The 14,395-nt window shown below is 41.3% G+C and carries 12 protein-coding genes; 4 read left to right on the plus strand and 8 right to left on the minus strand.

What is annotated here, in order from left to right; all coding sequences use genetic code 11:
* Positions 1–146: 146 nt before the first annotated feature.
* The 4 genes from J4E76_RS16930 to J4E76_RS16945 all read left to right on the plus strand — a co-directional run bounded on the left by J4E76_RS16930 (position 147) and on the right by J4E76_RS16945 (position 4,166).
* Complete coding sequence (locus tag J4E76_RS16930) at positions 147–1,022, plus strand: hypothetical protein (RefSeq protein WP_208505969.1); 876 nt, start codon at positions 147–149, stop codon at positions 1,020–1,022.
* An 84-nt stretch (positions 1,023–1,106) separates the two neighbouring features.
* Positions 1,107–2,033, plus strand: coding sequence for a hypothetical protein (locus J4E76_RS16935; RefSeq protein ID WP_208505970.1), 927 nt, complete (start codon positions 1,107–1,109; stop codon positions 2,031–2,033).
* 68 nt (positions 2,034–2,101) lie between these two features.
* On the plus strand, positions 2,102–2,659 hold the full coding sequence (locus J4E76_RS16940; protein ID WP_208505971.1) for an RNA polymerase sigma factor: 558 nt from the start codon (positions 2,102–2,104) through the stop codon (positions 2,657–2,659).
* Positions 2,643–4,166: a hypothetical protein gene (locus J4E76_RS16945; protein WP_208505972.1), complete on the plus strand. Its 1,524-nt coding sequence runs from the start codon at positions 2,643–2,645 to the stop codon at positions 4,164–4,166. The genes J4E76_RS16940 and J4E76_RS16945 overlap by 17 nt, the downstream gene beginning before the upstream one ends.
* A gap of 94 nt (positions 4,167–4,260) precedes the next feature.
* Here the strand turns inward: J4E76_RS16945 and J4E76_RS16950 are convergent, their stop codons facing one another.
* The 8 genes from J4E76_RS16950 to murD form a co-directional block, all read right to left on the minus strand.
* The gene (locus tag J4E76_RS16950) at positions 4,261–5,463 is read right to left on the minus strand and encodes a LamG domain-containing protein (RefSeq protein WP_208505973.1); all 1,203 of its coding nucleotides are present in this window, start codon (positions 5,461–5,463) and stop codon (positions 4,261–4,263) included.
* Between the two features lie 173 nt (positions 5,464–5,636).
* The gene (gene ftsZ, locus J4E76_RS16955) at positions 5,637–7,199 is read right to left on the minus strand and encodes a cell division protein FtsZ (protein WP_208505974.1); all 1,563 of its coding nucleotides are present in this window, start codon (positions 7,197–7,199) and stop codon (positions 5,637–5,639) included.
* Positions 7,200–7,332: 133 nt separating this feature from the next.
* Positions 7,333–8,640: a cell division protein FtsA gene (ftsA, locus tag J4E76_RS16960; protein WP_208505975.1), complete on the minus strand. Its 1,308-nt coding sequence runs from the start codon at positions 8,638–8,640 to the stop codon at positions 7,333–7,335.
* Positions 8,641–8,648: 8 nt separating this feature from the next.
* A complete protein-coding gene (locus tag J4E76_RS16965; RefSeq protein ID WP_208505976.1) occupies positions 8,649–9,419 on the minus strand; it encodes a cell division protein FtsQ/DivIB in 771 nt (256 codons plus the stop codon).
* Positions 9,416–10,789: a UDP-N-acetylmuramate--L-alanine ligase gene (murC, locus tag J4E76_RS16970; RefSeq protein WP_208505977.1), complete on the minus strand. Its 1,374-nt coding sequence runs from the start codon at positions 10,787–10,789 to the stop codon at positions 9,416–9,418. The genes J4E76_RS16965 and murC overlap by 4 nt, the downstream gene beginning before the upstream one ends.
* Positions 10,786–11,901 (minus strand): undecaprenyldiphospho-muramoylpentapeptide beta-N-acetylglucosaminyltransferase, encoded by a 1,116-nt coding sequence (murG, locus tag J4E76_RS16975; RefSeq protein ID WP_370592818.1) that lies wholly within the window; start codon positions 11,899–11,901, stop codon positions 10,786–10,788. Before murG ends, murC begins: the two co-directional genes overlap by 4 nt.
* Positions 11,901–13,058, minus strand: a complete 1,158-nt coding sequence (locus J4E76_RS16980) for an FtsW/RodA/SpoVE family cell cycle protein (RefSeq protein ID WP_208506055.1) — start codon at positions 13,056–13,058, stop codon at positions 11,901–11,903. Before J4E76_RS16980 ends, murG begins: the two co-directional genes overlap by 1 nt.
* Positions 13,058–14,395, minus strand: coding sequence for a UDP-N-acetylmuramoyl-L-alanine--D-glutamate ligase (murD, locus tag J4E76_RS16985; protein ID WP_208505978.1), 1,338 nt, complete (start codon positions 14,393–14,395; stop codon positions 13,058–13,060). Before murD ends, J4E76_RS16980 begins: the two co-directional genes overlap by 1 nt.

Raw genomic sequence — 14,395 nt, forward strand, 5'->3', positions numbered from 1 at the left:
TTCCTCGGAGACCGTATCTGATGGCATGTTATTCTAGCAGCAAGACATCACATGTATATGTGATATCATCCCTCAATCAATACTATCCATCGATAATCTGTTTCCAATATGTCATATGGCGTTTAAAAATACACACATCAACCAAAATGAAAATCTTCTACCTATTGATCACATGCTTCATTTTGACCTCTCTTGCTACTTCTTGCAATAGACATCAAGCAGTCAATCAATTAGCAGACTTTCAATTCCATATCTCAAGTAAGGACAACATGGGCTTAATACAATTACCAGATACAATTGGGAATGAGGAAGTGATTGACATCAAGGTGACCAACAAACCAAAGGGTAGCTACGAAATATTTATGGGGGATTTTCAAAACTCCTTCGATATGAACCATGTGGTATATGAAGCTCCTTCGGATACTACAACGGATGACGAAATACAGTTTGAGTTGAAGACAGCAAGTGGAAATTATCAATACGTAACAGGTCGACTGTCAAATTTAAAAGATGGCCAATGTGAAGGAAGCGATCCTTCTGAACACTATAACTTCGCCATTCAAAACTTTAGATTAAAACTTAAGCCTGGAGACGAGTTTAGAATTCAATTGGATGGCCTTAACGATACATCAGATGCTTCAGGCAGTCTCTTACCAAATTGTGATATTATTCAGAATTACGGCTTCCGATCTAGCATCTTAATTGGTCTTGGGAAGAAAAAACTCTTTCCTCAGTCTCACTGTTGCTCCTATTCTTACGGTACCTTTAATCCACTAGTAGAAAAAGACAGGCTTGGCTTTACACATGACAGAGTAGACGGCCCATTGCTTATTACAGGTACTCTGCCAGCGGATGCTCCCCTAGGCCGACATAGGCTTGTCTATGGTGTATTGGTCCATAAACTAGATGATGGCAGCTTTCTATCTAACTTCAGACTCTACCCTCAATCTTCTTGGGAGTGGTCAGAGTTATTAACTATCCACAAGTATGGTGTAATCACCATAGACATAGAGTCTAATTAACCTTTTCACAAGATTTCTTTTTGGTCAAAGCAGCGTTTTCCTCTCGACACGCTACAATTAGTCAACGACCAAAACATTAAAACTATGAAAAGTAACACTGTACTCCTCATTATAGGCGCACTCACAATATTGTCATCCGCTTGTGACAATATTTCCAATGAAATAGCTGAAGAACAAGTAGTTGATTCATTTGAGTTTCCGATTTCCAGCCATGACAATATGGGGATGATTGAATTGCCCGAAATTGTTTTTGGTGAGAAGGTTACTAATATCGAAGTGATTAATACACCTCAAGGTCAATACGAGATTCTTACTCAGACCTTTACTACCCTTCTAGAACGAGGGGAGAATTTCCATTACATCATATATACAGCACCAGATGCCAATACCACCGAAGATGAACTGCTCATTGAGATGACAACAACTTCTGGAACAAAAACAAGGGTCTTGGCAAGGGTTTCAGATGTGAAAGACGGCCTTTGTACCAACAATGACGGTGGATACAACTTTGGTCTTCGAAACTTCACGTTCAATGTTCGGGCCGGTCAAACCATAGAGATACCCGACATTGAAAACCGATACCTAATCGATGGAATCAGAACCCCAATCCCATGCCTGTATGAAAATTCGGATTACGCAGGACCAGTATATGGTCAAATTAAGCTTCATCCAATTGGCGAAAACCTTATCCAAGTTCCAAATGGCAGGTGCTGTACTTTTCTCGGTTCTGACGATGATGTATTCATAACACGAAAAAGTGATGATGGCATGGGGCCATTTGACCCTACAGTCGATAAGGTCGGACACTGGAATTGGATTTTTAAGATACCTCTGGGAAAGACCGGTACTTTCCGGTTTATCAACAGAGTGGGACGCTACAAAACGGATGTGAATGGAAAACTCACTAATAGTGAAATAGGCAGTGGTACTTTTCCCAACTACACTGGTGACTGGGAATCCATGTTCTTATGGCACAGCTATAATATCATAACATTCCATGTAACGGAATAAAGTTTCTGTAATGCTTTCGCATTGGAGGTTACCTCAGGGCAGCCTCCTTCTTTGGCTTAAATCATTCCATGCTGTCGGACAAGGCACTAATCAGAAAATGCAAAAAGGACCACCCTAATGCACAAAAACAACTTTATGAGATGTTTAGCGGGCTTGTAATGCATATCGCAAAAAGGTATACCGGGACTTATCAAGAAGCAGAAGATGTATTTCAAGAGGCTTTTGTAGACATATACACAAGCTTGAAAAAGACAAAGAGCATAGATTCTCTTAAAAATTGGATCTACACAATTACGTTAAGGAGAGCCATTTCATTTTATCGGAGTAAAAAAAGGGAGGCTCAAATGGAAGAAGAACTGGGAAGTCAATTAAAATTGTCTCAGGATGATTTTAACATTTTCGACAAGCTTGAATATGAACAACTAATGGAGTTCATTCAAAAACTGCCTGATGGTTATCGCATCATATTCAACCTTTATCTAGTAGAAGGATTCAGTCATAAGGAGATTGCTACTTCCTTAGATATCTCTGAGAGCACTTCAAGATCGCAATTGACCAGATGTAAAAAACTGGTTATTGAATATTTAAAACAGCTGAGAACTACAAGTTATGAAAAGACCTTCTGACATAGATCTTCTTCGGAAAGTGGTTCAAACCAAACTTAAAGACGGTTATGAACAACCACCTATCGATGGTTATGAGCGTATTAGTCAACGCCTGTCAAAACAAACTGCAGTAGCAAAACCAGGTTATAAGACCCTAGGACTCACAGTCCTTGTCGTTGCCGGACTGACAGCTATACTCTATTTAATAAGTGACTCTAATAATTTAGCAAGTGCAAACCAAACTCAGATTAACAAGCAACCAAGGGTAGACAAATCCCAAGCTAAAACTCAAAAGGACACAATAGCCTCAGAGGTTATTATGACCGATCAATCGGATACTCTCGATATTGGAAGTGCTCAGAATGATTTATTGTCTGACAACATCTTGACAAAGAATAACGAAAATGATTCAGTGAGACAGAACGGAAGTCAAAGTACTGACAGGGTCATAAATGCAGTTCTCAGTAGACCTGGAGAAGAGACAAATAACCAAGCCATTAATGCTCGTACCGTTCCTGTTTCAGAGGGAGTATTTTCAACACCAACAAAGAGGGTCGGTTCGAAAGAAACCATTATTGCTTTATCTAAAACTCAAAACACAAGTTTGAATAATAAGGTCTCAAGTCCACAATCACTTAAGCAAAGCGAATCAAACAATCCCAACACTCAGGTAAACAAAAAGCTTATAGACAAAGTAGCGAACAAATCTACAACTGAAGAAGGCATAGCCATTTTGGATTCAACCCTGCAAAGCCCTTCATTTGGCCGTGTCAGCGGGCCCAAAGACTCAAGTGACAGTAAAGTCTTTTTCAAAAAAGCTATTGCATCCTATAAACCAGATAGTAATCAAATATCACAACTATCATTACTGACGGACGTCCCTGAGAACCTACTGGAAATTGAACAACTTACTTATTATACAAGAAGTCGAACCAGTTATTTCTATGAGATTCAACTGACCACGCTTGCCTTTGAACTTAGAGATATTGATCCAGAGAATTTTGTTGCCCATAATCAAAACGGTGAATGGTCAGCTAACAACTTGGGAATAAAACTCGGGTTTGGCCTCAACCATCTCTTGACTAAAAACTTTTCCTTCAAGGGCGGTACTCGAATTTCCTATTTCTCTAGAGTCAACAGCTTTGATGTAGCTAAACGAATCGTAGGTGGAGACATTAGATTAAATGACCAATCTGCTCCCACCTACTATGTAACGGAGAGTCGAACCGATATTATAAATCACTACGGACTTGGCTTAAACCTTGGGATCGAGATTAAGCTTAATTCAACTCGCTACATAGGTTTCAATATTGACTACAGTAAGTCATTTGCTTCTGGTACTTTCGATACCTCTTTGCTCTCGCTAAATGGCTATTTCAACCTTACTAGTTTCACGCTACAACGGTCATTAGTCATAGTCGAACTTCACATAAGTCAGGGCATCAGTTCATGGCAAAATGACCTATTAGGATATAAAGCCCGAATGATTGGTTTTAACCTAAGACATAACCTTTGGAGAAAGAAATGATCAGAAATGATACTATTCAAAAGTGAATAATTAAGTCTACTATAAAAGCAGCGCATGAAGGTAAACTTCTACCTTCTTTAAGCTATTTCACTGATCAATCTTTCTTCTCCAGCTTATCTAGTCTTTTTAAAAGATCGTTTATCAGCTCATTCTGCTTCTCGATTCGTTTTTCCTGGTCGATCGTATAGAGCGTCAACTCTTCGACTTTCTTTAGCAGCACAGCATCCATTGCACCAAGGTCTAAGCCAGCGGTTTCAATTTCTTTAGCGGATGGCACTTCAGGTAGGTGTTGATTGGCTTTAATGAAGGATGCAACCTCTGCTAATGGCCTTAGTTTAAAGCTTGAAGCAAAAACATAGTCTGGCCAATTTGCAAACCCTTGAACCTTCACACCCTCAGCCAAAATCTTACCTTTTACAGCAAACTCATAGCCGGAATTATTGTACTCAACACCTACACTCACTTTACCGGACTTATAGAAAATATTAGAGTTGGTATCAGATGACCATAAACCAGATGATGGCAGTCCACTACCTTGCCCACCAGTAGTCACACCGTAAACCATTAATTCAGCTATTTCAGAAGCACTCAGCGCTTTATTGTATATAACAATATCATCAAAAACAGCATGTGAAAAGTAGCTGCCGCTGAAAGATCTTGCTATTAATAAATCTCGTTGAGCATCATTCACTGCACCGGTACCTATGTTTGTGGTGTTTTGCAACACCCCATCCATATATAAGCTCAAGTCCGAGCCTTCTCTCACCGCCATCAAATGAGTCCACTGACCAATAACTATGTCATTATTAAAGCTCTTTACAGAGTAATTGTTGTTATCAGCCATAGCAACAGTAAATTGAGGCTGATCTGAATTTGCTCCGCCTCCACCCCCAATACCAAAAGACCATTCATTGGTACCAGCGTAAGCACCTGAATTCCATTTTGAAATAGCAGCAGTATTATCCCAATTAGAAGTTGATGATAGCTTCTTTACCCAAAATCCAATTGCAAAATCAGCATTTCCAAATTCAAGCGCATTAGCATTAGTACTGGCATAATCAATCTCCAATGCTTGGACCGTCCCATTAAACTCTAGCGCATTGTTTGCCACTGCATTTCTATCTGGAGCATGGGTAGGCCCATAGTGCACAATGACTTGATGCGAGAGGGAACTTTGGTCCAAAATACTGCCATCCAGAGGTAGATAAGCAACCAGACCCTGTGTTAGGTCGTGCGTCTGTGAAATAGCTAGAAAGCCACTTAGTAAGAAAAAGAGCGTTACTGACAGTTTTTTCATATTTCTATAATATTTAATTATTTCTCGATTATCTAGAATAATTAAATTAGTAAATAATTAATTTCTGCACTAGTCTTTTACTCAATACTTAGCCTTGGACACAAAAAAACAGCCCATGGCAGTAGGCTGTCTTAATTCACATGTCTCTTTCAACCCGTAGGCTAAAAAAGAAATTAATCTACATTGTCATGTAGAAACTTGTTATCTCCCATAATCTCATCGTCATCGTTGAGATTAAATCTGGAGACAGATCTTTCAGAAGACGGAAGGTTATCTGTCAACCTCACCTGTTTTCTTTGATATGCTGGTATTTCTAACTTTTCTTTGAATTCACCTTGATCGATTTGCTGACCACTGGTTCCTCTAAGTCTTTCCTCACGAATACGCGCCTGCTCCTGCAACTTCACACGCTTCAATTCTAAGAAGTTCTTATTGCGTTCTTCTTGAAAATCGTTGTCCAAAGCCTGATTTCTTTCCTCGATTTCAGACTCCTGAGGGGTTGCAGGTGGAAACTCTTCTATCTCGTACTTCTCTGCCAAGCGACTTAAGAAAGAGTATCCCGAGGTCATTTCTTCAGGCTCATCTTGTGGTTCTGCTTTTACTTCAGGCTGAGTCTCCTCACTCGTAACGTCATCCGTTGCGTCAAAAAGGAGTGTCTGCGATTCGTGTTTAGGTGAAAGGGAGTCATCGTGACTTGATTCAATCTCTTGATTACTCTCAAGATCGATTACCTTTTTCCTTACAACTGATTCTGCTTTGAGCTCTGGAGTCTCAAAACCTGTAGCAATAACTGTGACGCTGATGCTTTGGCCATGTTCTTGATCAATGCCATGCCCGAAAATAACCTCGGCATCATCACCAGCTTTTTCTTGAATGTATTCTGTAATTTCTGTTAACTCATCCATTTGAAGCTCCGCTTCTTCGCCAGAGACTATGGATAATAGAATTTTCTTGGCTCCATGAATATCTTTGCTATTCAATAATGGAGAAGAAATAGCCATTTCTGCGGCACGCAGTGCTCTGCCTTCCCCTTCTGCCAGGGCAGAACCCATAACCGCTGCTCCTGCTCCCTTCATGACCGTCTGGACGTCCATGAAATCGACATTTACATAGCCAGGAACTGTAATTATTTCTGCGATTCCTTTTGCGGCCGTGGTCAACACATTATCTGCTTCGCCAAATGCACTGCTAATTGGCAAATTGCCATGGATCTCACGTAGCTTATCATTTAAAATGACAAGTACCGTATCGCAATTCTCTTTCAATTCAGCAATACCCTGATTGGCTGCTGCTGTCTTCTTTTTCCCTTCAAAACTGAATGGGGCTGTTACGATACCAACCGTCAATAGGTCCATATCTCTGGCAATTTTAGCAATGACAGGTGCAGCTCCCGTTCCGGTACCACCACCCATACCTGCTGTAATAAATACCATTTTGGTATCATCGCCCAGCATTTCTCTTATCTGATCTTTGCTTTCTATTGCCGCGTTTTTTCCTGTGTCAGGATTTGCTCCTGCACCAAGTCCTTCGGTAAGGCCAATACCAATCTGTAATCTGTTTGGGATTGGGCTACTTTTTAATGCCTGTGCATCCGTGTTGCACACTACGAATTCCACATCTTTAATACCTTGATTAAACATGTGGTTTACTGCGTTGCTTCCACCACCACCAACACCAATTACCTTAATAATTGACTTGTGATGAGAAGGAAGTTCAAACATGTATGAATCTGCCATGATCTTTTTTGTTTAGTTGAAAGAGGCAAGCCTCAAGGTTTAAATCTCTTTCTAGTTTCTACTTCTTCTTTGGTTTTGAATCAGGTAAGACGCCATGCCTTCTTTCACCTTAATCCTTCAACCTTTTTGATTATTAATACTCGTTTTTATCATGAAAATCGTCCATGAGTAGTCCTTTGGTCCGATCAATCAGCTTACTGAAGAATTCAGAACCCTTCTTATCGCCTTTTGTCATGCGTTTACCAGTGCCGCTCACTTGATTTTCCATGTACCTGTTTTCTCTTTCATCGATCGCTCTGAAACCTGATAGTACAAGACCTACTGTGGTCGCATACATTGGGCTCTTGATTGCTTCGATTTTCGATTTTCCTAAATGCTCGTTTGGATAACCAATCCGAGCATCCATACCAGTCATATACTCAAACAACTGTTTGATATAACCCAATTGAGAGCCACCACCAGTAATTACAATACCTCCTGCCAGCTTACTCCCATAACCAGAGGTTATGATTTCGGCATGTACTAACTCTATAATCTCTTCCATTCTAGCTTCAATAATGTGAGCTAGGTTACGGATAGAGATCTCCTTTGGAGGCCTATTTCTTAGCCCAGGGATCGATACAATCTCATTAGGGTTAGCTTCTTCAGCTATTGCTTTACCAAACTTAGTTTTTAACAGTTCCGCTTGGTTTTGCATCACTTTCAGGCCTTCCTTGATATCGCTGGTAATGATATTACCACCGAAAGGAATCACTGCCGTGTGCCTGATAATGCTGTCATGGAATAGTGCCACATCAGTAGTACCACCTCCAATATCTACCAGACAAACGCCCGCTTCTTTCTCCTCGTCAGAGAGTACCGACATGCTTGATGCCAATGGCTCAAGAATCAAATCGTCAATCTCAAGGTTGGCACGCTTTACGCATTTGTTAATATTACGGATCGCGTTTGTCTGTGCTGTGATCACATGAAAATCGGCTTCGAGTTTTACGCCCGACATACCAACGGGATCTTTGATACCATCTTCATAATCCACGATGTAATCTTGTGGCATTACATGAATGATTTCGCAGCCAGGAGGCATTACGATTTTATGAATATCATTGGTAAGTCGATTTATATCTTCGACCGTAATCTCATCATCGACTCTATCTCGGGTAATACTCCCATGGTGGATCGAGCTCTTGATGTGCTGACCGGCAATTCCTACATTGACCACATTGATTTCGATTCCTGATTGCTCACTGGCTTCAGCAATCGCCTTCTCAATGGCCATTACGGTTTTGTCGATGTTGGTTACAATTCCCCGGATAACACCGTCAGAAACGGCCTTACCCATCCCGAGTACCTCAAGTTTTCCGTACTCGTTTTTGGTACCTACAATGGCGCAAATTTTCGTTGTTCCAATGTCGAGTCCTACTACAATTTTATCGTGTTGCATGGCATTAATTAGTCACAGATTATCTGGTCTTTAAAAGCAACATTTACCTTCGTCTGGTAGGCATCCCATCCTTTAGTCGGTAGTATTTGCTTAAAAAATATTTCTAGTTTTTTAAATTTCTTATCAATGTCTTCGATCTGGCCAAACTCCATTCTGAGCTTGCCTACTTGCGGATACATCACCACATATCCTTTGCTATCAATGTCTACCTGACCCACTTGCATGGTCCAGAATTTGTTTGAATTGATATAGTTGATGAGTTCATAAACTTTTAGGTCATACTCTCCCTCATGAACATTGCTCAGCTTCATCATTTCATTTACATAGGCTCCAGTAACCACCGGTACTCTGGCCGTATACTTGCGTGAAACAGGTAGCAAGTCACCATCTTCTCCTACATAAGCATTATTGCCTCTTGTCCCCATCAACCTGGCGATCGGCTTATTCTGTCTTGCTTTTACAACCAGATGGCCTTTTAGATCGCGGTACACCTCTGCATCTTTCACGAAGCTGTGTGACTCGATTCGCTTTTCAATTTCTTTTAGGCTTACTCTACCGAACTGGTCTCCAAGGATTGAATCACCTTCATTTTGCATGATAAGCGACATCACATCCTCCTCATCCACAAAGAAGTTTTCGAAGGCGTTCTCGATCTCTACATCGATATCATCTATTCGATAACCGAGCTCTCTTTTCTCCACAAAGCTGATCATCAGAAAGAGCACTACACAGCCTCCGATGGTTCCAATAACTCTTAAAAATGTTTCTTTGGCTTTCATGACAGTGCGTTTTTAATGGGTTCAACTAATTTGTCAATATCACCTGCGCCAATAGTCAATAGGACTTCTGGCTTCCACTCATGTATCTGATCAATCAGATTTTCCTTAATTACTTTTACTTTTTTGTGTGTTTTAATATCATCCAATAACATATCGGATGTAACTCCTTCAATTGGCAACTCTCTCGCTGGATATATATCCAATAGGATCACTTCATCGGCCAGTGAAAGGCTTTTAGAAAACCCTTCGGCAAAGTCTCTTGTCCTTGTGAACAAATGAGGCTGGAAAATTGCCGTAATCTTCTTGTTTGGATAAAGGTCTCTAGCCGATCTCAATAGTGATTCGATTTCAACAGGGTGATGTGCGTAGTCATCTATAAAGGTCAAGTCATCATTCTTGATGATGTATTCGAACCTGCGTTTCACCCCTGTATAAGACCTCACGCCTTTTTTAAGACTTTCGTCATCAGCTCCCAGTGATCGGCATACTGCAATGGCTGCAAGCATATTTTCCACATTGTGATAACCTGGAACATTCAACTGAATGCCATCGATGTCTCTTGACCCATTTCTATAATCAAAAACAAAAGAAGAGCCTTCAATTCTGAGGTTTTCAGAGCGTACACCACCTTCGGTCAAACTGTATCCGGTATAACTTAAAATGGTCTCCCCTACTAATTCTTTGGACAGCTCAGTTTTCACGAAAAGATGCCCATCCTTTTTGACTTGTTTGATGAAATCTCTGAAAGAATCTTTCAACGCATCCTTATCACCATAAATGTCAAGATGATCAGCATCTGCAGCGGTTACAACTGCCACATCTGGATGAAGTGTTAAGAATGATCTATCGAACTCATCGGCTTCTATCACAGCAATGCTCTCAGGCTTGTCATTGAGAATCATATTGGTTTCATAGTTGGTTGAAATACCCCCTAAGAAGCCTGTACAATCAATTCCAGCCGTTTTCAGTAAGTGAACAATCATAGAAGATGTCGTGGTTTTGCCATGCGTTCCTGCAACCGCAACGCTCTTCATGTTTTCTGTGATAACACCTAATACTTCAGATCTTTTGAGTACTTGATAACCTTTGTTTCTTAACCAGTTTAGTCCGATATGATCCTTAGGAATAGCTGGTGTATAAACCACTAGCACTCCCTCGTTTGATAATTTCACTGACATGCCAATGGCTTCGACCGAATCTTCGAAGTGAATAGGCAGACCCTCAGCAATCAGTTGATCCGTCAGCGCTGTTCTAGTTTTATCATATCCAGATACAGCTTTGCCATTGTGCTTAAACCAACGGGCTAAAGCACTCATTCCGATCCCTCCGATCCCTACAAAATAGACGCTATGTATTCTATCTAGGTTCACGCTATCAGTTTGACAATTTCTTCCACTATATCTTCCGCGGCATTGGGCCTAGCCATTGCCTTAATGTTCTTACTTAGAATATCTTTTTGAGCCTCATCTTTAATGAGTTCCATGGCTCTCTCAATTAATTGGTCACGGGCATCACTATCCTTTACCAGCACAGCGGCATCATTGTCTACCATGGCCTGCGCATTCTTAGACTGGTGATCTTCGGCAACATTTGGAGAGGGCACGAAAATCGTAGGTTTGCCTGCTATACTCAATTCTGAGACTGAAAGGGCTCCAGCCCTGCTTACTACAACATCTGCAGCAGCATAAGCCAAATCCATCTCCTTGAGAAACTCGAAGAGGTGAACAAGACCTTGATGTTCTACATTGGCGAGTTTCTGAGTCATTTCTTCAAAGTAGAATCGACCACACTGCCAGATCACCTGAACACCTGATTCAATAAGCTGAGGTAAGCTCTCAACCACGCTATCATTGAGCGTACGAGCCCCAAGACTGCCACCGAGGATCATCAAAACAGGTTTGTCTTCATTCAATCCGAAATGTGAAAGTCCCAAGCTTCTTTTGCCTGATAAATCAGTGATATCTTTTCTAACAGGATTTCCTGTCATGACTAATTTCTCTGCAGGAAAGAACTTCTCCATATTGGGATATGCCACGCAGATTTTCTGCACCCCTTTGGCTAATATCTTGTTAGTGAGACCAGCATAAGAATTCTGCTCTTGTATCACCGCAGGGACTTTCTTGCGAGATGCTACTCTGAGCAAAGGCCCTGAAGCGTAACCACCAACACCAACCACCGCATCTGGCTTGAAACCTCGAATGATTTTGGCACTCTTATTCAAGCTATCGATCACTTTAAACGGAAATGAGAGGTTATCCAAAGTGAGCTTTCTTTGTAGGCCGCTGATCCAAAGTCCTTTAATAGTGTATCCGGCTTCTGGAACTTTTTGCATCTCCATTTTGCCTTTGGCACCAACAAATAGAATCTCTGTGTCTTCAAATTTTGCTTTGAAGGCATTAGCAATGGCAATGGCCGGATAAATATGTCCGCCAGTTCCGCCTCCGCTGATAATGATTCTATATGGTTCTTTACGCGCTGTCACTATATAGCTCTTGCTGTATTTCTTAATTCTCCGTTAATAGCTGATAAATCTTCTTGTTCACCACGACTGACACTCAAAATGATACCAAGCGCAAGCCCTGTGAATAAAAGGGATGTTCCTCCCATACTAATAAGTGGTAATGTTTGACCCGTTACTGGTCCTAACCCCACTACTACTCCAATATTTACTAATGCTTGTATTACTATAGCGAAGCTCAAGCCTGCCGATAGTAATCCTCCAAATGCTCGATCGCTGTTCGCCACAACCCGCATACCCCGGTAGAGTAACACGAGGTATAAAAAGAGCACAAACACTCCACCTATAATTCCATATTCTTCGATGATAATCGCGAATACAAAATCTGAGAATGCTTCTGGCAACCTATTACGTTGAACGCTTTTACCAGGGCCTTTACCTAAGACTCCGCCTGTCGCTATAGCGATATAAGATTGCTCTACTTGATAAGGCGTATCACCATTAACGAAATTGGTCATACGACTCATTCCTGTCCCGCCTCTTTGTCCGAATTGGATGGCCAAGACCCCAGCAAAGAAGCCCACCACAACCAGCATTGCTAAGTATTTCATTGGTACACGACCGATGAAAAGTAAAAGCATGCAGGTCATAAAAAGCAGGACTGCAGTTGAGATATTGGTCATGGCGATAAGGCCACAAATACCTCCGCACCATGCGAGCATTGGAATCAAGGATTCTTTTATGTCCGTAATTTTCTGCTGGCGTTTTGCGAGCATAGTTGCCAATGCAGCTATCAGAGCAAGTTTGGCTAAATCTGATGGTTGAAATTGAAGGCCTATAAAAGGAAGGTCGATCCACCTGTTAGCCTCGTTAATCCTAGAACCATATTGCCATGCATATAACAATAGAGGTGCTGAAACGATCAACGCGTATTTAGTAAGCTTAGAATAATATCTGTAGTCAATCTTATGAGCAATCCACATCACAAATAGTGAAAGGACCACCATTAGTGTATGACGGATTAGGTACTTTTCAGTATTGCCATCTGCAAAGCGGTATGCCAGTGAGCCTGCCGCACTGTAGACCACCAATATTCCAATCAAGGAGAGGCAAATCACGACCAGCCAAATGACGGGATCGCCCTGGATGTGTTTATCTGTCCATTCTTTGATTCGATGTATCATAGTGCTAGCACCGCTTTTTTAAATTTTTCTCCTCTGTCCTCATAGTTCTTGAATAGGTCGAAACTTGAGCAGGCTGGAGAAAGCAACACGATATCTCCTGGCAATGCCAATTCTTTCGCCCATCTCACTGCTTTGATCAAATCGTCAGTGGCTTTCACCACTGGGACAATGTTTTCAAATGAGGTTATGAGTTTCGAATTATCTTTTCCTAAACAGATTAAGGCCTTCACCTTTTCCTGTACCAAAGCCTCTACAAGGCTGTAATCATTTCCTTTATCAATACCTCCAGCAATCCATACAATTGGTGTATCGAATGCATCGAGGGCATATTTCACAGAATCTAGATTGGTTGCTTTTGAGTCATTGATATACTCTACCTCTTCGAGGTTTCGAACTGGCTCAAGTCGATGGTCTGCATTTCTGAAGGTTTTTAAACCTTTCAAAAGACTTGCCTCGTCAACACCTGCGATCAAGGCAGCATTTCCAGCGGCCATTGCATTAAGGGCATTATGTAGTCCCTTGATTGAGATATCTGCTCTGGGGGCAGATACCTCAATATCTAAAGGGACATAAAACAACCTATCATTTTGTATATGTGTTATCTCGGCAGCGTCTCCGCCAAGCGAAAAGGGATGTACATTTAGGCCACGAGTGGCTTTAACAATGTCGTCCCCGTAAAGGGAATCATTCTGCCAATAGACAGCATGACGTCCCAGGTGTATAAGGTGAAATATGCGCATCTTCGATGCGATATATTTTTGAAAGTCATTGTCATATCTATCCAGGTGATCTGGAGTGATATTCAATAAGACTCCTATTTCTAGTTTTAATTCATAGGTATCATCAAGCTGGAAACTGCTTAATTCGAGCACATACCAATCATGGCTTTCGGTCAGAACTTGTCGAGCAAAACTTTTACCCACATTGCCTGCCACGCCCACGTTGAACCCTGCCTCTTTCAATAAGTGATAAGTCAGAAGGGTCGTTGTGGTTTTACCATTGGTACCTGTGATTCCGATTAGCTTGGCATCTGTAAACTTTCCAGCAAACTCTATTTCCGAAATGATCAGGTTTCCATTGGCCCTTAAGGCCTTGATCAATGGAGCGCTTTCTGAAATTCCAGGGCTCTTGATCACCAAATCACTTTTCAGAACTCTCTCCTCAGAGTGTCTGCCTTCTTCGAATTCAATCCCCGCATCCTTAAGTTCAGCTCTATGCTCATTTGCAATAGAACCGTAGTCTGAAACGAACACATCATACCCCTTAGCTTTCCCTAAAAGGGCAGCTCCTACACCGCTTTCACCGGCTCCGAGTATGACTAATTTTCTATTCAT

The sequence above is a fragment of the Roseivirga sp. E12 genome, from assembly GCF_017592825.1.
Classification (GTDB): domain Bacteria; phylum Bacteroidota; class Bacteroidia; order Cytophagales; family Cyclobacteriaceae; genus Roseivirga.

What these genes read in the sequence shown, in the direction of transcription:
- J4E76_RS16930 (WP_208505969.1), top strand. Translation starts at nt 147, where the DNA reads ATGAAAATCTTCTACCTATTGATCACATGCTTCATTTTGACCTCTCTT.
- J4E76_RS16935 (WP_208505970.1), top strand. Translation starts at nt 1,107, where the DNA reads ATGAAAAGTAACACTGTACTCCTCATTATAGGCGCACTCACAATATTG.
- J4E76_RS16940 (WP_208505971.1), top strand. Translation starts at nt 2,102, where the DNA reads ATGCTGTCGGACAAGGCACTAATCAGAAAATGCAAAAAGGACCACCCT.
- J4E76_RS16945 (WP_208505972.1), top strand. Translation starts at nt 2,643, where the DNA reads ATGAAAAGACCTTCTGACATAGATCTTCTTCGGAAAGTGGTTCAAACC.
- J4E76_RS16950 (WP_208505973.1), bottom strand. Translation starts at nt 5,463, where the DNA reads ATGAAAAAACTGTCAGTAACGCTCTTTTTCTTACTAAGTGGCTTTCTA.
- ftsZ (WP_208505974.1), bottom strand. Translation starts at nt 7,199, where the DNA reads ATGGCAGATTCATACATGTTTGAACTTCCTTCTCATCACAAGTCAATT.
- ftsA (WP_208505975.1), bottom strand. Translation starts at nt 8,640, where the DNA reads ATGCAACACGATAAAATTGTAGTAGGACTCGACATTGGAACAACGAAA.
- J4E76_RS16965 (WP_208505976.1), bottom strand. Translation starts at nt 9,419, where the DNA reads ATGAAAGCCAAAGAAACATTTTTAAGAGTTATTGGAACCATCGGAGGC.
- murD (WP_208505978.1), bottom strand. Translation starts at nt 14,395, where the DNA reads ATGAATAGAAAATTAGTCATACTCGGAGCCGGTGAAAGCGGTGTAGGA.